This is a genomic window from Methanoregula sp. (genome assembly GCF_049690535.1).
GTDB lineage: Archaea > Halobacteriota > Methanomicrobia > Methanomicrobiales > Methanospirillaceae > Methanoregula.
The window spans coordinates 26,774-47,331 of record NZ_JBAVMX010000031.1 but is presented as its reverse complement, the minus strand read 5'-3'; the positions used below and the strand labels follow the sequence as shown (position 1 = coordinate 47,331).

At 55.5% G+C, this 20,558-nt stretch carries 17 protein-coding genes; 5 read left to right on the top strand and 12 right to left on the bottom strand.

Annotated features, from left to right (window positions below):
- The first annotated feature begins 113 nt into the window (after positions 1–113).
- Positions 114–1,640: a TrkH family potassium uptake protein gene (locus tag WCE46_RS02460; protein ID WP_424732116.1), complete on the top strand. Its 1,527-nt coding sequence runs from the start codon at positions 114–116 to the stop codon at positions 1,638–1,640.
- 139 nt (positions 1,641–1,779) lie between these two features.
- Here WCE46_RS02460 and WCE46_RS02455 read toward each other — a convergent pair whose 3' ends face one another.
- The 8 genes from WCE46_RS02455 to WCE46_RS02420 all read right to left on the bottom strand — a co-directional run bounded on the left by WCE46_RS02455 (position 1,780) and on the right by WCE46_RS02420 (position 12,410).
- Positions 1,780–3,630 (bottom strand): ASKHA domain-containing protein, encoded by a 1,851-nt coding sequence (locus WCE46_RS02455; protein WP_424732115.1) that lies wholly within the window; start codon positions 3,628–3,630, stop codon positions 1,780–1,782.
- Between the two features lie 80 nt (positions 3,631–3,710).
- Positions 3,711–5,144, bottom strand: a complete 1,434-nt coding sequence (acsC, locus tag WCE46_RS02450; protein WP_424732114.1) for an acetyl-CoA decarbonylase/synthase complex subunit gamma — start codon at positions 5,142–5,144, stop codon at positions 3,711–3,713.
- A 15-nt stretch (positions 5,145–5,159) separates the two neighbouring features.
- On the bottom strand, positions 5,160–6,398 hold the full coding sequence (cdhD, locus tag WCE46_RS02445) for a CO dehydrogenase/acetyl-CoA synthase subunit delta (protein WP_424732113.1): 1,239 nt from the start codon (positions 6,396–6,398) through the stop codon (positions 5,160–5,162).
- Positions 6,395–7,783, bottom strand: a complete 1,389-nt coding sequence (cdhC, locus tag WCE46_RS02440; RefSeq protein ID WP_424732112.1) for a CO dehydrogenase/CO-methylating acetyl-CoA synthase complex subunit beta — start codon at positions 7,781–7,783, stop codon at positions 6,395–6,397. Before cdhC ends, cdhD begins: the two co-directional genes overlap by 4 nt.
- Positions 7,776–8,333 carry a CO dehydrogenase/acetyl-CoA synthase complex subunit epsilon gene (cdhB, locus tag WCE46_RS02435; protein WP_424732111.1) on the bottom strand — a complete coding sequence of 186 codons (558 nt, stop codon included), beginning with the start codon at positions 8,331–8,333 and terminating at the stop codon, positions 7,776–7,778. The genes cdhC and cdhB overlap by 8 nt, the downstream gene beginning before the upstream one ends.
- Positions 8,334–8,339: 6 nt before the next feature.
- Positions 8,340–10,658 (bottom strand): CO dehydrogenase/acetyl-CoA synthase complex subunit alpha, encoded by a 2,319-nt coding sequence (gene cdhA, locus WCE46_RS02430; RefSeq protein WP_424732110.1) that lies wholly within the window; start codon positions 10,656–10,658, stop codon positions 8,340–8,342.
- A gap of 163 nt (positions 10,659–10,821) precedes the next feature.
- Positions 10,822–11,595, bottom strand: a complete 774-nt coding sequence (locus WCE46_RS02425) for an AAA family ATPase (protein WP_424732109.1) — start codon at positions 11,593–11,595, stop codon at positions 10,822–10,824.
- Entirely contained in the window at positions 11,592–12,410 is an 819-nt protein-coding gene (locus WCE46_RS02420; RefSeq protein WP_424732108.1) for an ArsA-related P-loop ATPase, read from the bottom strand. Before WCE46_RS02420 ends, WCE46_RS02425 begins: the two co-directional genes overlap by 4 nt.
- A gap of 740 nt (positions 12,411–13,150) precedes the next feature.
- Between WCE46_RS02420 and WCE46_RS02415 the strand changes: the two genes are divergently transcribed.
- A complete protein-coding gene (locus tag WCE46_RS02415; RefSeq protein WP_424732107.1) occupies positions 13,151–14,356 on the top strand; it encodes a TraB/GumN family protein in 1,206 nt (401 codons plus the stop codon).
- Positions 14,357–14,471: 115 nt separating this feature from the next.
- On the opposite strand, the gene WCE46_RS02410 is transcribed toward WCE46_RS02415, so the two are convergent.
- Positions 14,472–14,735 (bottom strand): hypothetical protein, encoded by a 264-nt coding sequence (locus WCE46_RS02410; RefSeq protein WP_424732106.1) that lies wholly within the window; start codon positions 14,733–14,735, stop codon positions 14,472–14,474.
- Between the two features lie 367 nt (positions 14,736–15,102).
- On the opposite strand from WCE46_RS02410, the gene WCE46_RS02405 reads away from it, so the two are divergent.
- The gene (locus WCE46_RS02405; RefSeq protein WP_424732105.1) at positions 15,103–15,813 is read left to right on the top strand and encodes a hypothetical protein; all 711 of its coding nucleotides are present in this window, start codon (positions 15,103–15,105) and stop codon (positions 15,811–15,813) included.
- Between the two features lie 66 nt (positions 15,814–15,879).
- Here WCE46_RS02405 and WCE46_RS02400 read toward each other — a convergent pair whose 3' ends face one another.
- Together WCE46_RS02400 and WCE46_RS02395 are read right to left on the bottom strand one after the other, a co-directional pair.
- A complete protein-coding gene (locus WCE46_RS02400; protein ID WP_424732104.1) occupies positions 15,880–17,124 on the bottom strand; it encodes an NAD(P)/FAD-dependent oxidoreductase in 1,245 nt (414 codons plus the stop codon).
- A 970-nt stretch (positions 17,125–18,094) separates the two neighbouring features.
- Entirely contained in the window at positions 18,095–18,364 is a 270-nt protein-coding gene (locus WCE46_RS02395; RefSeq protein WP_424732103.1) for a DUF1922 domain-containing protein, read from the bottom strand.
- A 118-nt stretch (positions 18,365–18,482) separates the two neighbouring features.
- Here WCE46_RS02395 and WCE46_RS02390 point away from each other — a divergent pair, with 118 nt between their 5' ends.
- Positions 18,483–19,235: a coenzyme F420-0:L-glutamate ligase gene (locus tag WCE46_RS02390; RefSeq protein ID WP_424732102.1), complete on the top strand. Its 753-nt coding sequence runs from the start codon at positions 18,483–18,485 to the stop codon at positions 19,233–19,235.
- Between the two features lie 40 nt (positions 19,236–19,275).
- On the opposite strand, the gene WCE46_RS02385 is transcribed toward WCE46_RS02390, so the two are convergent.
- On the bottom strand, positions 19,276–19,446 hold the full coding sequence (locus WCE46_RS02385) for a preprotein translocase subunit Sec61beta (RefSeq protein WP_424732101.1): 171 nt from the start codon (positions 19,444–19,446) through the stop codon (positions 19,276–19,278).
- Between the two features lie 48 nt (positions 19,447–19,494).
- On the opposite strand from WCE46_RS02385, the gene WCE46_RS02380 reads away from it, so the two are divergent.
- Complete coding sequence (locus WCE46_RS02380) at positions 19,495–20,532, top strand: amidohydrolase family protein (protein ID WP_424732100.1); 1,038 nt, start codon at positions 19,495–19,497, stop codon at positions 20,530–20,532.
- Positions 20,533–20,558 lie beyond the last annotated feature (26 nt).

Genomic DNA, 20,558 nt, shown 5'->3' with positions numbered 1-20,558 from the left:
TCAGATGATTTGCGGGGATTAAAGTAAATAGGTACCGTGAGGCGGAACGTCCGGCCCCTGTGTGACAGCACAACCCATAACAACCCGGGAACGCCAAATATCTGCACGATCAGATGAAGCGGCTCGACCATCTCGCAATGATTGTACACGACGTGGGACGGATCTGCCGGTTCCTCGGATTTGTGTCGCTTGTCCCATTTGTGGTACTGGTGATCTTCCAGGAATGGGACATGGTGCTGCCCATGGCAAGCGCCCCTCTGGCATTTCTCGTTTTAGGGTACCTTTTCACAAGGGTACCGGCCCGTGACTTTGATCCCCCCGTTTCTATAGCACTTGTCGCGGTTGCAGTCGCGTGGTTTTTGATTGCCCTTATCGGGGCGCTTCCCTTTGTCCTTGGTCTTGGAATGTCATACACCGACAGCGTATTCGAAGCAATGTCGGGCTGGACGAGCACCGGCTTTACCATGATCCCAGCGCTTGACCTGACCCCAAAGACACTCCTTTTCTGGCGTTCGTTCATGCAGTGGATCGGCGGTATCGGTATTATCGCGTTTGGGATCTCGATGCGCAGGAAAACCCAGATCTCGCTCTTCCAGATCTTCCGGTCCGAAGGAAAACCCGGGGATCTCATGCCAAATCTCGTATCGACAGGCTGGAGAATGTGGAAGATTTACATCTTTCTGACGTGTCTTTTTACCGGTCTTGTGATGCTCGCCGGTATTCCTCTCTGGGATGCGCTCAACCTGGTCATGGTCGCTATCGCGACCGGGGGATTTACCCTTCATTCTGCAGGCCTTGCTTATTACAACAATCCACTGCTTGAAGTTCTCCTTATACCCGTGATGCTTGCCGGGGCGATACCATTCAAACTATACTTCTTTATGTACCGGGGGAAGATGGATGCACTGTTCCGCGACAAGACCATCCGGCTTCTCCTTTTGATTGCGCTTGTCGGTTCGGCCCTTATTTCGCTTGAACTGTATATCTTCAACGGCCTCGCCCCGCTTACTGCTCTGCGGGAAGGTGTTTTTGTCTCCGTATCCGGTCTCTGCACCTGCGGTCTCCAGAATGCGGACCCTCATCTTTGGGCAGCCATCCCACTTGCCATGCTCTCGCTTCTGGTATTTATCGGTGGTGCGATGGGGAGCATGGCCGGAGGGATAAAGGTCAACCGGATTGCGCTTGCGTACGAAGGGGTGAAATGGTGGTTCCGGCGGTTCTTTGTGAGCAGCCGGGTGATCGTGCCATTCCGCTACGAAGGGCGGATGCTTTCCCGTGAGATGTCGGAGATGGAGATATCAAAAAACATGATGGTGATCGCGCTCTATGTCTTTACGATATTTACTGCGACCATCCTTTGCCTCCATTTGTATATCACTACGTTCCGTCTTGACGAAGTGCTGTTCGAGTGCATTTCAGCACTCTCCAATTCCGGAATAACGGTCGGGTTTATCACAGCGACAAGTCCCGTTGCCATCAAATGGATCTTCATTGTCCTGATGTGGCTGGGGAGGCTTGAGATCGTTCCGGTGATCATCATGGTCATGGGCATCGCAAAGGGTATGCGGGATGAGTTGTTCACAGAGCCCCCGGTTCAGGCTGTACCCTCCTATTTGCTGGACCACGATGAACCTGCGTGAACCGGACCGGGATGGCATTTTCTTTTGGAGGAAGATTGTTTCCCGACGCACTTTTTACCGTGGGTAGTGTTTGCAACCCGGGCCTGAAACCACGTTAGCGCCGTGTACGTTTACCGGAAATATCCGATCTGATTTGCTGTCAGGCCCGCGGGGGGAAGAGGTCCTGTTTTCCCGGGATGTAAAGGGCTGCCGCATATTCTTCGGCAAATGCAGTGTCCACCAAGAGGTCGATGTAGACCATGTGCCGGGCCATCTCCTCGGCAGCAGCCCGGTATTTCGTGGAGACAAGCGTTGCGTATGCCCCCGAGAGCGAGCCGTTACCAATGGTGTGGACCGCGGCAGTCGTAAACCCGGGGATAATGCCGAAACGGACGGCATTGCTGATATCGGTATAGGCGCCAAACGCGCCGGCAAGGTACAGGTGTCGGATATCCGAAACCCTGCATTTGTATCTTGTTAAGAGCACTGATATCGCCCCGCAGGCAGCGGCTTTGGAGTCCATGAGATAATCGATATCCCGCTGGGTGATCACGATATCCCGTCCGGTCCAGGTCTCCGGGGCCTCAACAAGTACGTACTCTAACCCTTCCGGTCCCGTACGGACTTTGGGGTGGAGGGAATTGAGTTTCCCGGCAAAATCGAGCGCGCCGGTATGCACCATCGCCACAGCCAGATCGATGATCCCGGAGCCGCAGATGCCCCGGGCCGGGGCAGAACCGATGGTGCTCCAGCGGATCTCACCGGTTGACAAATCGACATGCACATGGTCGATCGCGCCTTTCATCGCCCGCATCCCGGCCATGATGCCGGCACCTTCGAAAGCGGGACCAGAAGCACAGGACACAGAGGCGGTCCAGTGCCGGGTGCCAAGGACGATCTCACCATTTGTCCCGAGATCGATCATGAGGGAGACTTCATCGGATGAATGTATCCCTGCCGCGATCAGGTCGCCGATCGCATCCCCTCCGACAAACCTGCTGACATTGGGAAGGCAGTACACCCCAGCGCCGGGGTGCACGGCAAGCCCGATCTCCTGAGCGGTCTTCTGAATCGGTACCCGGGAGACCGGGGCATTTGCAAGGTCCAGGTACCGGGGATCGATGCCGCAGATCAGGTGGTTCATCACCGTGTTTCCTGCGATGCAGACATCAAAGATGTCCGTGCTGCTGATCCCTGCGGTCCGGACAAGGGAGTCGATCACCTCGTTTGCGCTTGCGACAGCCGCTTTCTGGAGCGTGGCAAGTCCCCCTGGTGATCCGGCATACCCGATCCGGGTGAGCAGTTCCTCGCCGTACGTGATCTGGCGGTTCAGCGCGGAGCCGGTGGCAAGGATCGCACCGGTATCGAGGCGGGCAAGGCATCCGACAACCGTCGTGGTGCCGAGATCGATGGCGACACCGTACAGCGGACATGCACCTGTTGCCGGGGTGATGGCAAGTACCTCCGGGGGGGATCGGACGGTCGAAAGTATGGCAGCCTGAGGGGTTTCTGCGGCAAGCAGTTCGTGGTACTGTTCGTCCGTCATGCGGGGCCGGAGGCCGGAATACCCCGAAAACTTGATCGACTGTGAGGCAAACGGCAGGCCGTCAGAGGGGGAGACCTCTGCGAGATAACGCACGACCGCAGGTCCGATCTCTTCAGGTGCCACCGGCTGTGTGATCAGGATCTGGGGAGAGTCGATCCGGCTCTCCACCGGGATCGTAAACACGGCATCCGCGGAGAGCGTTACCTGGCAGGCAAGGTAATATCCATCATTCCACTCCTTCTGCGTGAGCCGGCAGCTCGTCCCGGTCTCCAGGGACACCGTGCAGGTTCCCGAGGTTAAGATTACCCGGCATTTCCCGCAGGTACCTTTACCTCCGCAGATCCCCTCGATTGCAACCCCGGCCATGCGCAGAGCAGTAAAGAGCAATGTACCGGCAGGCACGGTGAGTACACGGTTCATCGGCTGGAAGATAACCCGAACCTCACTCGTGTCTGGTTGCTGCATTGACATGTGTCCCCTTATTAATTCGGCACAACCGGTTGAAGGTTGATGCGGCATACGTTTCGGGCCTTAAAAGGAAGAAGTCACCGGTTCTTTGGGGGCCAGTGTGCCTTAAGAAAGGCCGGGATACCGGACGAATCCTTCGGGCCGACCAGCACGTGCCAGCCGCTTGCTTCTTCGGTCTCACCGCTCAGGCGGGCGGCGAGTCCCGGGATGATAAGGTACCGGTGATCGACCAGGTCGGTAATTTTGTTCTCTTTGAGGGCCGCCGCCATGGACTCCGCGTTCAGGTACCGGCCGGCGACCGCGCTCTCCACGCTGTTTCCCCCGGTGTCCACGACAATTAAAAAGCAGTCGATACCCGCCGACTTGATATCGCTCTCAACCGTGAAATAGGTGAGCGCGTAGTTTGTTGTAATAAGTACCGGTGCGTCTTTTTTGGGCGATCCGAATGTCCTGACGCCGGTATCGACAGATACCGGTTTTCTCGGGTCGGTGTAGATGTTGAAACGCCAGATCAGCTGGGGCAGGAGCACCCATCCTTCGAGGCTGTGGAGGATCAGGAAGTCTGCATACCGGGAGAGCAGCATCGAGGCGGCACAGGCCTCCTTCCATTGGATCAGCTCGTGCGAGATCTCGGGCGAAAGCCACGCGGTGATCGGGGCGCCGAGCAGCGGGTAGCCAAGGAGTTCGTCGTGACCGGTAAAGACCGCCCGGCGGATCTGCGAGAAGGTATGGATCGTGCCGGAAAGACCGGGTTCGACTGCCGTTCCCGGGTCGAGCACGAGATCGACAACCCCGTACTCCATGAGGGTTTTTACAAGCGACCGCAGGAGCGCGATGTCGTGGGGGGCAGAAACCACAAGCGGGCATCCGTAGCGGAGGGCAAGTTCTGCCATCTCCTTCCAGTTATCCTTTGTCGCCGCGTAGAGAAGCGGGCGGCGCTCCCGGATATGGGCGAGGCCGGCAGCCATGATGGCGGCATCGTAGGTACAGAGAACGAGCGGCAGATTGGTCAGGGTAGCAACAGCAGTGACCGCAGATGCGAATGCAGCCGGGTCGTGCCGGGTCGAGCGGATCGCAATTGCGTCAAGCCGTAATTCGCGCCCGATGTAGTTGTAGGTAAAATCCGCAATAGCCCTGACCCGTGCGGTGAGCTCGTCTTCGGGCAGATCATCTGAAACATCGATGGCGATGGGTGTGGGATTGTTGTAAGTGAACTCGTGCCGGTACAGGACATACTTCCCGCCCAGTTTCATGGCCCGGTCGCCCGTCCCGACCTGGACCGACCTGACCGGGGGCGCCATGAGGTCTTCGAGTTTTGAAAAATTAACCCGGTACTCCTCTTTTGTGACTGGCGGGCAGTTGTCAACGGCCAGTTCACCGTTAACAACCCTCGTCGCAAATGCCATGCAGTTGGCCTCTCCGCACTCCTTGCAGTTGGTCTTGGGGAGAAGTTTGTACACGTCGATGGGGCTGATCTCTTTTATGGTCTTTTTGGGTTCGCGCTCTGACATTCTCATACCCCGTATCTAGATCTTCATCGTCGCCCAGTGGGCAACACCGTCCGGCACCGGCGCATCTTTTTCCGCAAACATCCGGATCGAGTCCTTGCAGGTCCGGATGGCGGCCGGGTGCATCATCATGAAAATATCAACCCCGGCGAGGAGGAGCGTGAGTGCATTGATCGTCTCCCAGAGCGGGCCGCGAAGCCCCCGCGAGCCGTATTTTTTGTCCATCTTCATCCATGCCTCACGTGCAGCCCAGGCATTCGTGGACGCGGATATTGTCGGCTGCTGGAGTTCGGTATCCCCCATCAGCGCGGCGTGCCGGGCCCGCTCGTGGATGGTAAACGAGTACTCAAGCCCGTACCCGAGTGCGACCGTCGTTAAGTCCATCACAATATCTTCCGGCGGAAGATACTCGTAGAGCCGACGGTTGAGCTCTTTTGCCTTGTTAAGTTCGAGGCCGGTAAAGCCGAGCACCGCGTGGCCGTGCTCCTTTGCCGCCCGTGCGACTACGTCGAGCGTCTTTGTCTCGGTCATGCCAAGCGTGACCGAGTTTAAGAGCACCCGCTCGCCATCGGCAACCTCTGCGACCTTACTAAAGACTGCCGCGTCCTTGCGCGGATCCCCGCAGCCGCCGATGATCAGCGGGACATCAACTGCCTGCAGCACCTCTTCGACTGTCCGGGCTGCTGCGGCAGGTGTGGCATCGCTGATGAGCGGATCGGTGGACATGAGGTGGACGGTGATCATATCGGCGCCGTACTTTTTCACGTTCATCCGTGCCCATTCGGCCGGATCGTTCATCACGTCTTTGACATTTTCCATGAGCACTTTTGAGAGCGGTACCGCCATGTCAAAAACGTCGAGCGCAAAGACCGGCGGGTGGGCGGCAGGATGGTCGGCGCTGACAAACGGCGGGTACGTGGAGCCCCCGATCACAAGGGACCTGCTCCGGCTGCCGCCCTCGCTTTTTGTCGCGCCAAGGCGGACTTCATGGATGCGGCCCACGAACTCTTCGCTTTGCGGGACAAATGTCTCGGTAAAGAGGGTCGTGGGTTTTATGCGTACCTGGGCTGGTGATCCCACCGGGGCGGCGCCGGTCCCGGTGGGGATCCAGAGTTCGAGGTCGCCGATCTCCATCGAAAAATTTTCAAGTTCTACCCGCTTTTTGCCGGACAACAGCGCAAGGAGTCCCGGGATGGCATCCTGCACCTGCGCAGTTCTTACAGACTTTTTCTCATCGTGTGGATCAGGATCGGTCATTTTTTATCCGCTCCCGTTTTTTTTGGCTGAATCGGCTCGATTACCACCCGGTCTGCGGTGATCCGGGCGTTCTTGAAGATGATCTTGAAACCACCCGAGGTGATCGGGAAGTCCCCTCCGGAGAAGACCTGCACGGCAGCGTTTGTCCCGTTCACCGGTACGTCCTCTTCTGCCTTCCACCGCTCTGTTACCGGGTGCGCATGAGAAGAGAGGAAGTCCCTGAGTTCGCTCACGGTACTGACTTCTTTTTCCGTGGCAATCGCAGAAAAGAGTGCTGCCGGGATGAACTCCTGCATCTGCTCCTTTAAGTCAGACGGCATCCACACGACCCGGGCATAGCCCCCGTCTGCCGCAAGGAACCGGGGAGACCGCATGTACTCAAGCGAGATCCCGTGGAACCCGTCCACCTGGCGGCCACCGGCGGTCGAATCCGCCATCGTGGAGAACGGCAGGCCGTTTACTGTCACATCATTGTATCCCCGCATCACGATCCCGAAGCCTTCCACCTCGGGAATGTAGAACGCGATCCCCTCGAAGCATCCGCAGGAGGTGTGCGGGCAGGTAAATGCGCTGTACAGGAAAACCCGGTGCACGGTACCGAGCGATCGTTTCTTTGCGCTCTCGTTTATCCCGGTATACTCTCCTTTCACCGGATCGAGGCACTCTCCTTTTTCTATGGGAAAGATCGGGCCCTTGGGATCGATCCGGGCAGCCGCCCTCCCGTCAAACCAGCTGATCGCTCCGCAGTTTGCGTACCGCTGGGGTGTGATAACACAGACATGGCTGGGCGCAAACGACTGGCAGAGGGCGCACCCGTAGAAGACATCGACATCATCGTCAGTCAGGCCCCTGGCGCGGGCGTCCCGTGCCTCATATATCGCTTTTGCCTCAGTGTACCGGGCCAGGATCTTCTCTTTGTCCGTAAAGAAGGTGACCTGCATCTTTTCAATAAGGGGCAGTTCATTTTTCAGAAGCGAGAAAATGACCTTTCCCACGTAGGCAAGTGTCGTAAAGCCATGGGAGTAGGCTTTTTTTGAGACCCTCACCCAGATGTCGTAGCGCTGGTTGAGGTGCATGAACCCTTCGATGTAATTGGAATACTCGTGGATACGGCGTTCAATCACGCCCTCGATATCCTCTTCCAGTTCGGGTCCGGCAATTTCTATGAGAATACCCAGCGGGTACTTCTTTCCCTCTTCCATTTCCGGGAGATCCGGGCCGATGACCGTTATCGCCCCGTCGTGAACCTCTTCGGGTTTCCTGACCCGGACAAGTTCAAACTTTTCCTCTATTGACGGGCCGCCCAGCTCCACGTACATGTCGTTTTTCCGGATCCGCTCACCGACATGGACGAGCCCGACATCCACCGGGATATCCTCAAACATCTGTCTCTCCCCCCGATTTGGAATCTGCCGTGATGGCTTCGAGAGTATCCTGCCATTCTTTGACGGAAATGTTTGCAAACGACCAGTTAGCGTTGGGCTGGAAGGTGTTGTCGAGCACGATCGTCGTTGTATGGGGGGCAAAGTGCTTGAGCCCGGAGAGGAGCGTCCATGCCATGGGATAGGGCAGGCCGGCAATGATCGCGAGATCACAGGGCCCCTTCCCGTCCGGCCCGTTCCATGAGGGATCGGCAATACGGTGGCCGGCCTCGACAGCAGGCATAATGGAGGCGCTGGTGTACCCCCGGGCCTTCAAAGCACGGTTGGCATGACCCGTGGCAATCACCGGGATTGCCTTTACCCGGGCCAGGTCGATCAGGTAGTCGATCAGTTTCCTCCCACCGATATCGATCGTGACGGCGTTATGCCCGATAAGGAGCACCGGGTGCTGCGCCCGGCTGATGACCGCGAGAACCATTGCAGGCTTTGTAATGACGGATGCCTTTTTCGGACCGGCAATTTCTGCGGTCTGCCAAGGGTCTGTGGCAGTCATGGGGTATCAGCGCTCCTTTCGTGGGGATGGCTTATCCCGGGTGAGCAACGTGGGATCCGGGATCGGGCGCTCTTTCCAGTCAGACTGTGCGAGGATCCGGGTGATCTCCCCTTTTAAGGTGACGGGGATATCCGCGGTCGTGCGGACATAATGGGGAATGTCGTCAGGGATCGTCCCGAGGTTGCGCTGGGAAAGGTCGATATAATGCGTCAGTTTCATCGCCCGGCCCCGGGTCGTATCGTTGGGCCGCATACAGAGTTTTGCGACGAGCACCATCGCCTCTTCCTTGGTCTCTGCCGCGACAAAGAGATGCTCCGGTGCCGGGCCTGCGTATACGTCCTCGCCCGTCCGTTGGTCGTGCACGTACCAGTCCGCATCATGATCGGCCCGACCAAGAAGCATCCGCCGGTACTTGGTCCCGTGCGGGCCGACAACCACCGGTATCCCGAGGCGCCAGAACCCTGCGGCAATTGCCGCCGCCTTCTGGGACATCGCGCCCCACGAAACGCCGACCGCACCGACACGGTTGTGGACATAGTCCGCAATCTCGGCATAGTTCCCGCGAAGGTTGCGACGCGCAAAGATGCTTGCGATCTTGATGGTCGCCCCGGCGATATGGGCGTTTGAGACGCAGGAGCCGACGTTCACGATCCCGCCGGCAGCAAAATCTCCCGGGAACTGCTCGTACGGGGTCTTGCCCTCCTCGTCCCGGTACATCCCGATCGACATCGCGGCGCAGCCCGAAGTGCAGACGATATACCGGCGTTTTGCAAATTCCACGCTCATCTCCGCGACTTCTTTTCCCCCGTTTGCGAAATTGGCGCAGCCGACAAACCCGACAACACCCGGGATCTCGCCGAGCACGATCGGTCCCCCGACATTGCGGATCTCGATATCCTGAATCGCACCTCTGCCGGTGCGGATCGTAAATTTTTCGTTTTTTATTCTTTCAGCTGAGGCTGCGACAATCAGCGAATGCACCGGGATCTCCTTTGTGCAGGCCTGTTCGCACCTGGCGCAACCTACGCAGGCCTCGTACAGGCCGGCAAGCAGTGACATATCTCCTGCACCGGCCGCTTTCATTCCCTGCGGGATTTTGAGATCATTCGGGCATGCCCTCTGGCAGAGACGGCACTGTGTGCAGGCCGATGCCTGTTCGCGGATCGTTGCCGGGTCAGTTTGGATACGTGCATTTTTCCGGGCCGGGGCAACGGTCCGGGCGACCCGGACTGCCACCTCGCCGGCTTTCTCCGGATCAAGGATCAGGACACCAGCCAGCCTGCCGCTCGACAGATCTGCGACAATTGCATCTGCCGGGTCACACGTCCGGTCGGACAGGCCCAGGCAGTTCTTCTCCGAAGTTGCGATAAACGGCGCATGGATTGCTCTTGCTTCTGCAAGTGCATCAGTACGGATGCACTGCTCATCGACGACAATCACGTCCGGTATCCCGCTCCTGATGTATCGGAGCTGCCAGGACATGGGGCCGATGATCTTTGCCCGGGGTGAATACCGGGTCGCGTCGATCGAGGTGCAACAGATGCCAGTCACCTCTACCTGATCCGACAGGTGTTCTTTATGCAGGTAATCGATGATGGCGACCGACGGCGGCACGTTGTGGCCGATAACAAGAATGACCGGCTTTGTTGTGTCGACGGTGCCCATGCCGAGTGCGGCAAGCGGGGCATCCGGGTCGGCTTTCGGGTACCCGAGGGCCGATATCTGTGCTAAGTCGGCGACCTCCATGCCCACCTGGTCGATCATGCCGGCATGGAGCACCTTGCTCTCGAAGTCGAGAGGATTGCCTTCCTGGCCGGTATGTGTCACTGCGAGGAGAGCAGTGATCTGGCTCTCGCAGTAGTCAAGGACCGTCTCAAGGTCCGCAAGAATTTCCGGTTTTTCACCGCAGACAAGCCGGATGACCGGGGCCTCAACCCCGATTGCGTTACCGCCGGGATTGATGGGGCAGTCACGCCCGGCTTTTTTTATCGCATAGGTAACGAGTTCGCGTGCATGGCTGGTGTGGGTGGCGGCACCGATGCATGCAGAAAGGAGGACGATGCGGGACTGCTGGGCCGGCATCGTGATCCCGCAGGCACCCTTTTTTGTACCGGTCAGATCGCACTTTCCATACGTGCACAGGCAGCAGAGATCGCAGAACGGCATATAGAACGGCTGGTACCGGGAAAGGAGTGTCCGGTCCCAGGAACGGAGTGCGGTAAGCGAAGGATAGGGGGTGGGGCCCTCCGGCTCGGCCCAGTCTGCTGCCGACAGTTTCCCGATGGAGATGGAGAGATCCTTGATACGGCCGAGACCGGACTCCATTTCCTTTATCGTAAGCGATATCTTTTTTTCTGTCAATGGCAGCACAACCGGGGATTTCTATCCTCTGGAATACAGGAATGCAGGTTTATATTTATCTTACCGGTTTTTAACCGAATCGCATTGACTGTCGGGGCACCGGCAGAAGGATGCGCTTCCTGCATGATCAGCGCGCCTCCCCGTTTCCGGCATTTTCCATAAGTGCACAGACGGAACGGTACGCCGGGGAACTCTTCGGGATGTCGAGTAGAGATCGGCCGGCAATCACCGATTCCTGCACAAGCGGGTCAAAGACGATCTTTCCCAGGTACTGCTGCCCGGTCTCTTTTCGCGCAGTCTCTTCAAGATCGGCAGGAAACAGGCAACCCCCGACAACAAAGAAACGATCAAAACCGATCCCGACCTCCCGGGTGATCCGGTCTGCCCGTTTTACATGCTCAAATGACTTGTGGGAAGGGCCCATGACATCGAAAATATCGCTGACACGTGCGGTGATCTTGCGGTTGAGGTGTTCGAGGCCCGCCGGGGAATCGATCAGCACGTACCGGTAATTTTTCGTGAGCGATTCGAGCGCACCTTTGAGTGCCGCATCAGGCATGCAATAGCAGCCTTCGATCCACTTCGTCCCGACGGCAATAAGATCGAAGTTACTCCCTTCATAGAGACCATCCTCAAGGACCCGGGTCTCGATCCGTTCTTTCGGGGCGATCCCTGTCATGGTCCCGCCCTTTTTTATAAAGGTGTCAGTAACCAGTTCGGCGATGGTCTTTACGCCTTCACGTTCGAGATCGACCCCCACCATCTCTGCAAGGTTCTGGTCGGGATCGACATCGACAAGAAGAAGAGGAGTATCATTTTGCTCAATAAAAAATTTCGTCTGCAGCGCAACAAAACTCGTCTTGCCGGTCCCGCCCCGGCCCATCGTTACCAGCGTTTTCATGAGTGTATCTCCGTTTCAGCCCGGGCCTCTGGTCTTTTTGGTATCCCCGGATCGATCCGGGAAAGGATATTACCGATGGCGCAGAGAGCAACCGAACCTTCAAGCGCGGAAATTGCATCTCCGGCAATGCCGGCACGGGCCACGGCAGGATCGAATGGGATCATGCCCATCACAGCCAGATCATGTGCTCTCGCAAAATCCACGATTACCCGTTCCTGTCCTGCATCCACGATCCTGTTTCCTACCAGCGCGACCCGGGGAATACCTGCGTCCTGTGCCATCCGTGCGATCGTTCCCGCAATCGTGAGTGACTGCCTGTTTGTGTCGCTGACGACGAGCATCATGTCGACGCTCTCCGCAGTCCCCCGTCCGATATGTTCGACCCCCGCCTCCATGTCAAGTACCACTGCCTCGTTTCGATCGATGATAAGGTGGTGAAGCAGGGCGCGGATAACGCTGTTTGCCGGGCAGGTACAGCCTGCACCCATTGACACTACCGTGCCCATGACCAGCAGGTGCACCCCGACCGGGGTTGTGATCGCATACTTTAAAACAACGTCATCCACGTGAAAATTCAGGGTATACACTCCGGGATATCCGGTACCGGTCTTTGCGGTAATGAGCGCCTCGTTCTTTGAAACAGGAACAATCGTGTCTGCATCACGAGAGGAAAGCCCGAGAAGGGAACCGAGGTTGGGCGCAGAATCGGCATCGATGGCAATGGTCGTATATCCGGCCCGGGCCAGAAGGAATGCAAGACCCCCGGCTACCAGCGTTTTACCGGCCCCCCCCTTCCCGGCTACTGCGATCTTCATGCAGCCCCCATTATCCCGGGTATATACGTGAATCCGGCATAATAAACCGGCCACCGTAACAATGCTGGCGGGGTTGTACCCTGTCTCCCCGGTGCGTACCTATTTGTGGGGGTTGGCGCTAATCCTATGTCTAGAGATGATAGTGCAATGAAGATACTATGTCCCATGTTTCTCCTTCTGGCCATGGCTGTTGTTGCAATCCTCGTTACAGGCTGTACTTCAAACAATCAGCCGGTTGCGGTGGTGACCACCGAACCTACGGTCACCGCTACACCGACAGAAGTGCCGACTGTGCTCGCATGCGGAATTCAGACCTGCAACGGACTCGCTGTCACGTGCGGCCCAAATGTGGTCACAGCCTGTCCAAATACACTTAACCCTAGCAACCAGTGCCTTCAGTATGCCACTTGCCAGGTTGTAAGCGGTTCATGTCAGCTCACCACTGAGTCGAGATATGGCAAGTGTGTTAACTGTGTTGAGGCGTGCCAGACCTCGTTCCCCAATAACCCCAACCAGGTTCTGGACTGCTCGCAGAGTTGCTGACCATAGCGTTTGTTGAGGGATTCCGGACCGGGCGGGGACCCGGGTCTTTTGGGACTCTCTTATTTTGCCCTATTTTCGTTTTATTGCAGCATTATTGCAGCAGATTGTTATCGTAGTGACCGGTGCATCCCCGACATTTCTTTACCCAACCCATTAATGAGGATAAAAGACCAATAATCTAAGAATTACGGTGACTGATGGCGGACTTAAAGATCGTCGGGACGGCACATGTCTCCCAGAAAAGTGTAGATGAAGTTCGGGCAGCAATTGATGAATTTAAGCCTGATGTGGTGGCCATCGAACTTGATCCCGCCCGGTTCTCGGCCTTAAAAAAACAGGCCCGTGATCCAACCGTCGACGATGTCCTTGAAGTAAAGAATTTTAATTCACTTCTTGTCCAGTGGCTGCTCTCCTACCTCCAGCGTAAGATCGGTGTCGATGTTGGTGTCGAGCCGGGTGCTGAGATGAAAGCTGCCATTGAGGAAGCTGAGAACCGGGGCATCCCCATCGCGCTCGTGGATCGCGATATTCGTCTTACCCTCCTGCGGTTTTGGAAGTCTATGGGGATCATTGAAAAGATCAAGATGGTCTTTGCTCTGATTTACTCAGTTGCAGAAGTGGACAACGGTGAAGAACTCGATATCGAATCTCTCAAAGAGCAGGATGTCATCGATGCGGTCATGGAGGAATTCCGCAAATTTTCGCCCAACGGTGCTCATGCCCTGATTGACGAGCGGGATGCATATATCGCCCACCAGCTCGTCCTTTTAAAGGTACAGCGGCCTGAGGGTCGCATTCTTGCCATTGTTGGAGCAGGTCACCGACAGGGCATCACGAACTACGTCGAAAACCCGCAAACGCTCCCGCCGTTTGATTCTCTCGTTAAAGAACCAAGATCGTTCCCCTGGGCAAAAATATTCGGGTTCGCGGTCACGGGACTTTTTGCATTCCTGCTCGCGGCTATTGCATTCTCCGGAGTCGGATGGATGGTGCTCTTATATGCGCTCCTCTTCTGGGTGATCATCCACGGAGTGCTTGCTGCAGTGTTTACCCTTATCGCCGGAGGCCACCCGTATTCTGCCCTTGCCTGTTTTGGTGTGGCATGGATGACCTCCTTAAACCCGTTGCTCCATGCCGGGTGGTTTGCCGCTTATGTTGAGGCAAAGGTACGAAGACCGCCGGTTTCGGATTTCCGGAAAATTTACGAGGCAGAATCGATCCGTGAGATGACGCACATCCCTCTTTTCAAGGTTGTGCTGGTAGCCGCGCTTGCAAATCTCGGAAGCCTACTTGGGACGATCCTGTATTTCATCTTTGTATTCCCGCTGCTCCACATCGACCCGGCTGTGGTGATCTCGACCGGTGTCCATAACATGTGGACATGGGCAACCGGGTTGATCTGATTCCCCGGTTTTACCAGGTTTCCCATGCGATGGAACCCGGCCGCGATTTTATCTGGTATCCTGTTTTACGAAAAATGCTCTGGCAGGCAAATCCTGAAAGGATCTTGAATAGGGACTACTCCTTCTGTTGACTAGAGTCCCCGCATTCCCTGATTTCCTGATCGATCCAGTCCTGCACGATCAGTTTCATCTGCTGTTGCGTCATTCCCGAACGGCACCGGACCCTGATCTCGACTTCAAGCAGATCGAGAAGCGGCTGGACTGTTTTAAAATATGCATCAGGCCCGGCAAATCCGCCGGATTTTTCGATATGCATCATTACCAGATCGTTTAGGTGAATAAATTCCCCGGTTATGTCAATGATCTGTTCGAGAGTCATTCCGGTGAAAACTTCCGGGGAACATTCCATTCCGGATTTTTCCGGCTGATTATTATGTAAAGTGCATGACGGTTCTTTTGATCCTGCGTTTCCTGTGTCTGTTGGTGTTGGGATCCCGGAATTGCCGTCCATAATACGTCCCCTGTTGTGCGCCTGCACCTGTACCAGAGAGCCTCGTTTCTGCCGCAATAAAAAGGTTGTCCTCTATACCTCAATCTTTTTACATCATCCTCTTTCCGGATGGTATCTCTCTTCCTTTGACAAGACTTGATGTGCTTCAAGAAACATACACCGGATATCGTATTTTCGCGAGGGGAAATGGTATGAAACAATTGAGGAAATTACAAATGAACGTGGAGTATGACCCATGAGCAGTACGGCACTCCTGGTGATCGAAGGGCTCTGGTGGACGCCGGAGCAGAAGCCCAAACGTCCCTCAGTGTTGGCCTTTCTGGAAGGTCTTGAGAGTTATCGTGGGGATTTTAACCTTTACTACTCGAATTTCTACGAAAAAATTGGTTTTAAACGGGCGCTTTCGGATGACCTCACCAATACCCGTGAAGACCGGCTCTTTCTGTACGTGGCGGCGCACGGGACCGGCAAACGGATTGGCGGGCTCAAGGCCAAGACCGGCATGAAGATCCCGGCGATGTTCAAGGCCGTCAGGAACGCGGCGAACTACTCCAATATTGAGGGAGTCGTTATCGGTTCGTGCAGCGTGGGTAACAACATCGATGATTTTTTATCCACAACAAAAAACTCGCGTATCGCTTGGATCTTCGGGTATACCTGCGAGATCGGCTGGATGGCCTCAACGCTCATCGATCTCTCTCTCTTTGAGCACCTTATGAAACTTAAAAAAAGCGATCTTGCGGACCGGGAGAAGATTGTAAACGCATTTGTCAAGGCTTTGAGCCGGTTCAACGGTGACTTTGTTCTCTGCAAGGGCAAAGGTGAAAGAGCCGGTATTGCGCTCAAAAATTCGTTGACGATTGTGATTCAGCCGCGCAGGCCGGGCGGTAAGGCGCAGGATGAGACCCGGTACGTGCTGGAAAAACTGGGGTGGGTCAAAGAATAATCGGGGCGCCAGGGGTTAGGGATCCAATGGATTTCACATCGGGATTTTGGGATCTGTTCCGGATCCTTATACCTCCGGTTTTTTTACAGTCCGTTCACGAATCCCCTGCGCGGCAAGAAAACCCGTGGAGATCGCTGCCTGGAGGTTGAAACCCCCGGTGTCCCCATCGATATCGAGCACCTCCCCGGCAAAGAAAAGTCCGGGCACCAGTTTTGATTCCATTGTCTTTGCATTCACCTCCTCAAGTGCGACGCCACCCCGGGTCGCCATCGCGACAGAGAGATCCCCAAGAGCAGAAACTTCCAGCGGACATTCTGTTAAAAGGCTGATCAGCCGGGTGCGCCCGCTGGCGGTAAGGTGAGATCCAGTACTCTCCGCAGGAATTTCGGCAAGCACCGGGAGCAGGCGGGCCAGCCGCTCGGGAACCCCGAGGCCGGAGATAATGGTTTTTATCGATTTCTTCGAGGCTTTAGAGAGCGAGTCCATAAATTCCCGCGCAAACGTTTCGCGTTGTACCGGCCCGGCAAACGAGAGCCGGATCTCATCACCGGTCCGGATCTCGCGGGAACGGTCGAGGATCCCGGGCCCGGAGAGGCCGGTATGTGTCAAGAGCACGTCTCCCTGCCTGTCAACGATCTTTCGCTTCTCCCGCCAGACCGAGAACGGCAGCCCGGCAAACGACATGCCGGCAAGGTCAGCGAACGGGAAATTTTTGATCTGGAGCGGTGTGAGTGCCGGCCCGATCTCCTGTATCGTGTGCCCAAGGGACGCGGCAAGCCGGCAGCCATCACCAGTCGATCCGGTCTTCGGATAGGATGCCCCGCCTGCAGCTATAACCAGGTTTTTTGCAACACATGTATGAGCGGCCGTCTGCAGGACAAAACCTGAATCTGTGTTTTTCACCTGTAATACCGGCTCCCCGCACCGCAGGAGAACGCCCCGGTCCCGGCATTCCCGGGTAAGAACATCGCAGACATCCATGGCGTTACGGCTCACCGGGAAGACCTTACCACCATCCGTTACCTCCATTTTGATGCGACGCTCCTCAAAAAACCGGATGAGCGCGACGTTTGTAAACGATAAAAGTGCGGGTTTGAGGAACTGCCCGTGTGCGCCGTACCGGGAGAAAAAAGTACGGATCTCCCCATCATGAGTGATGTTGCACTGGCCTGTGCCCGAGAGCTGAAGTTTTATTCCGGGCTGCGGGTTTTTCTCCATCAGGAGAACACGGATACCCGGCCCTGTTGCATGGATCGCACAGAAAAGACCGGCCGGGCCGGCGCCAATGACTGCAATGTCATACTGTTCCACGGGTCACCTTTTCCGGAGTATCTCTTTTGATCGCACATGAACATTACAGTCCGGTGCTTGGATTACGATCACACCATCCGGACTCAATAAAAAAGTCAGGGACTATCAGTGACACTTTTTTTGGAATCCTCAATCGGGGACCCAAACTTTTCCGGGAATATCCGGCCGGGCCTGCTCATCCGGATTCTGTGATGGGGGCTGATGCCCCCAAACCCCCACGGACGAGGAGTTCCGCCGCCCCTTCAGGGACGCCCCCGCGGCGGATCGAGTGAATACATTCCCGTGAAATACCGCTCCACCGCAAATCCCATTCAACCGTCAGGGGGCATCATCGCAACCGGGGGATTCCCGTGAGGCGGGGGCGTGAGCCCCCGAGAGCACGTTCTGCCAGAAAAATTATGACAGCGACGGCAAAAATCGCCAAAACCCCTGCATCCTTCCTTATGATACCTTTCCGGGCCTGACAGGAGCACAGGGGGGCAGATCCCCGACGTTTTCCCGAAAAAACCTGATCGCGTTTCCCCATTCAGGAACCCCCTTTATTTTTCAGCCATATTGTCATTCCAGTTCATTCCAGCGTTCCGTATGACCATTTTATCCTCCCCCTTTTCACGGTCAAAGGAACGCGGCTAAATTGCACGTTTTTTTTCTGATAAAAACGTCCCGTTTCCAAAAATACCTGTTTAAAGAGAAAATCATGCAGAGGATTGGCACCATTTCCACTGGAGCCTTCCGGCATCAGATCCGGCCCGGAAACTCTCCGTCGGAGAATGGATCATGGGAGGGGGCATGTCCGGCCCCCGCCTCCCTTTATAAAGGGGATTCTGCCCGAAGAGTGGCATAGCAAACTACCAGGTGTACGGGTTCGTATAATCATCCGCCCGGACTTTAAACAATCCTGCCAATTCCGATTCCACCGGACCCGTTATTCATGAATAGCACAACCTTATGAACCGGTAAAAGCGTCATTTTAGTGACATTTTTTCCCGAACCACTCAGCGTAATGCCGTCGTAGTTCCTCGGATTCCTCAGGAGTAAAATCCTTTTTTTTATGGGTGTGCAGGTGTTTTTCCATCTGCCGTATGATGTGCTCGGCATCATGGTAATCCTCCACTTCAAGGTACGCAGGAACTTTTGCCACTTCATAAGCATGGCCGCAGACCGGACAGAGTTTCCATTTCTGGAACCGGTCAACATAGGTAAATGTTCTGCACCCCGGACAACGGAGGATATGGTACATAATTATGTGGTGATTCGTGCATCCCTCATAAAAATATATCGGTGTCCGAATCTTTACTCTACAATAAAAAGCCAAACGAAATCCCTATATCGTGCGATCACCTCATAGAACTGGTACTATGGAAAATATTGTCGTCACTGGCGTACAGGGACTTCCCCTTATCAGGGCCGGTGATAATATTGCCGCGATGATCTGCGAACGGGTTGCGGTGGAGAATGGCGACATCGTTTCCCTTGCGTCGACCGTGTACTCGAAATCAAAGGGATATACAAAACCTCTCACGGAAATTACCCCTTCAGAGCGTGCATTGCGGCTCGCAAAACTAAATGGTGAGGACCCCCGTTTTGTACAGGCTGTACTTGACGCCTCGCAGGACATTATCATGGAGCACCCGTTCATTCTCTCGGAACTCCCGTTCGGCCATATCGGAGTACGGGCAGGTGTTGACCAGAGCAATATCGATGACGGCATGGTGATATTCCTGCCTCCCGATCCGATGAAAGCAGCAGCGGATGTCAGGAACGAAATCAAAACGATCACCGGGAAAAATGTAGGTGTGATCATTACCGATACCTGCGGACGATCCTTCCGGCGCGGGCAGACCGGGAATGCCATCGGCTGGAGCGGGTTTACCGCGATCCGTGATTTCCGGGGCGACACCGATCTCTTTGGTCATGAGCTCAAGATCACGGAAGAAGCGGTTGTCGATGAGATTGCAGGGTTTGCAAACTTCGTTATGGGCGAGAGTAACAATGGAGTCCCGGCAGTCCTCTTCCGTAACTGCCCGTCATGGACCGGTCACGACAGCCTGTATTTCACAAAAGACGAGGATATTACCCGCCGGCTCCTCAAAAAGACCTGCCCTTCATGAGCGAAAAAAGGTTATTCCGGTCAGGAATAACTGGCCGGATTTATGCATGTGTTGAATAGAGAAGATTGAAGACCATGACGATGATACCGATGACCGCGGCAACAACCATGACCGTTATAGGACTTATATGAACTGCCCGCCGATCCTCGCTCTCGTAATAGTTGACGAGACCTGCCGATGAAAGTAACCTTCCGCCTTGTTTCTTTGCCATGCGAATATATTTCATTTTTCGATATATAAAGGAGAGTCACGACATACCATGAAAACCCCGCATATTGTGTCCGGTCAGGCATTAATTGGTGAGGAACTCGAGGTTCGCCCGGTAGATATCGTGATCGATCAGGGACGGATCACCGCGATCGAGGAAAATCCCTTGGCCCCCCAACTCTGGATCTGCCCGGCGTTCTTTGATGCCCATACCCACCTCGCGGATACGGTGGCAATGGACTGTGGGAGTACCGGGGATCTGGTCAGTATGGTAACACCTCCGGACGGGCTTAAGCACCGGCTCCTCGCTGCCGCGTCCCGCCAGGATTTGGTTGCCGCGATGCGGGCTGCAATTACCGATATGATGGGTTCTGGAACGTACGGGTGTGCAGATTTTCGGGAGGGTGGCAGGCCCGGCGTTCGTGCTTTTAGAGACGCGGTGGCCGGTCTTGATTTTTTACCTGTCATATTCGGCCGGGACGACGGCGAATCTGAAGCAGATGGTCTTGGAATCAGCAGTTGCCGTGACGTAGCCGGGGTGGAACAGAAAGTCAGTGCGGCACGAAAGGCAGGTAAACTGATCGCGTTTCATGCAGGTGAGCAGGATAAGGAAGATGTGGATGCCGCGCTCGCGTTTGAACCGGATCTCCTCATCCACATGACGCATGCGACAAAAAAACAGATCCGTGAATGTGCAGACAGGGAAATTCCAATAGTGGTCTGCCCCCGCTCCAACTGGGTGCTGGGCGTAACAACATCTGCCCGGTATCCTCCCGTTCATATGATGCTCGATCTCGGGTGTACAGTGTTTCTCGGCACGGACAATGCAATGTTTGTCCCGCCGGATATGTTTTCAGAGATGGCGTTTGCCGAAATGGTATACCGGCTCGATCCAAAAACTGTCCTCCGTTCAGCGATTGGGGGATCACGGTTCGCCGGTTCCCCGTTCTTTATCCGGGAAGGGGCACGCGCAGCCTTTTTTACGCTGGATCCATCCCATTCTGCGCTTGCTTTCAGCCGCGATCCCGCAGCTTCCATTGTAAAACGTGCTCAACTGGGCTCAATCGGGAATAACGTTTTTAATTTGTAAACTCAATAAAAATGGCATGTTTGTTT

Bases quoted from the DNA above. Each gene is read 5' to 3' on its own strand.
- WCE46_RS02405 (WP_424732105.1), top strand. From the start codon at position 15,103: ATGAGCAGTACGGCACTCCTGGTGATCGAAGGGCTCTGGTGGACGCCG.
- WCE46_RS02415 (WP_424732107.1), top strand. From the start codon at position 13,151: ATGGCGGACTTAAAGATCGTCGGGACGGCACATGTCTCCCAGAAAAGT.
- cdhA (WP_424732110.1), bottom strand. From the start codon at position 10,658: ATGGAGTCCGGTCTCGGCCGTATCAAGGATCTCTCCATCTCCATCGGG.
- WCE46_RS02410 (WP_424732106.1), bottom strand. From the start codon at position 14,735: ATGACTCTCGAACAGATCATTGACATAACCGGGGAATTTATTCACCTA.
- cdhD (WP_424732113.1), bottom strand. From the start codon at position 6,398: ATGACCGATCCTGATCCACACGATGAGAAAAAGTCTGTAAGAACTGCG.
- WCE46_RS02425 (WP_424732109.1), bottom strand. From the start codon at position 11,595: ATGAAAACGCTGGTAACGATGGGCCGGGGCGGGACCGGCAAGACGAGT.
- cdhB (WP_424732111.1), bottom strand. From the start codon at position 8,333: ATGACTGCCACAGACCCTTGGCAGACCGCAGAAATTGCCGGTCCGAAA.
- WCE46_RS02420 (WP_424732108.1), bottom strand. From the start codon at position 12,410: ATGAAGATCGCAGTAGCCGGGAAGGGGGGGGCCGGTAAAACGCTGGTA.
- WCE46_RS02455 (WP_424732115.1), bottom strand. From the start codon at position 3,630: ATGCAGCAACCAGACACGAGTGAGGTTCGGGTTATCTTCCAGCCGATG.
- WCE46_RS02385 (WP_424732101.1), bottom strand. From the start codon at position 19,446: ATGGCAAAGAAACAAGGCGGAAGGTTACTTTCATCGGCAGGTCTCGTC.
- cdhC (WP_424732112.1), bottom strand. From the start codon at position 7,783: ATGTTTGAGGATATCCCGGTGGATGTCGGGCTCGTCCATGTCGGTGAG.
- acsC (WP_424732114.1), bottom strand. From the start codon at position 5,144: ATGTCAGAGCGCGAACCCAAAAAGACCATAAAAGAGATCAGCCCCATC.
- WCE46_RS02380 (WP_424732100.1), top strand. From the start codon at position 19,495: ATGAAAACCCCGCATATTGTGTCCGGTCAGGCATTAATTGGTGAGGAA.
- WCE46_RS02395 (WP_424732103.1), bottom strand. From the start codon at position 18,364: ATGTACCATATCCTCCGTTGTCCGGGGTGCAGAACATTTACCTATGTT.
- WCE46_RS02390 (WP_424732102.1), top strand. From the start codon at position 18,483: ATGGAAAATATTGTCGTCACTGGCGTACAGGGACTTCCCCTTATCAGG.
- WCE46_RS02460 (WP_424732116.1), top strand. From the start codon at position 114: ATGAAGCGGCTCGACCATCTCGCAATGATTGTACACGACGTGGGACGG.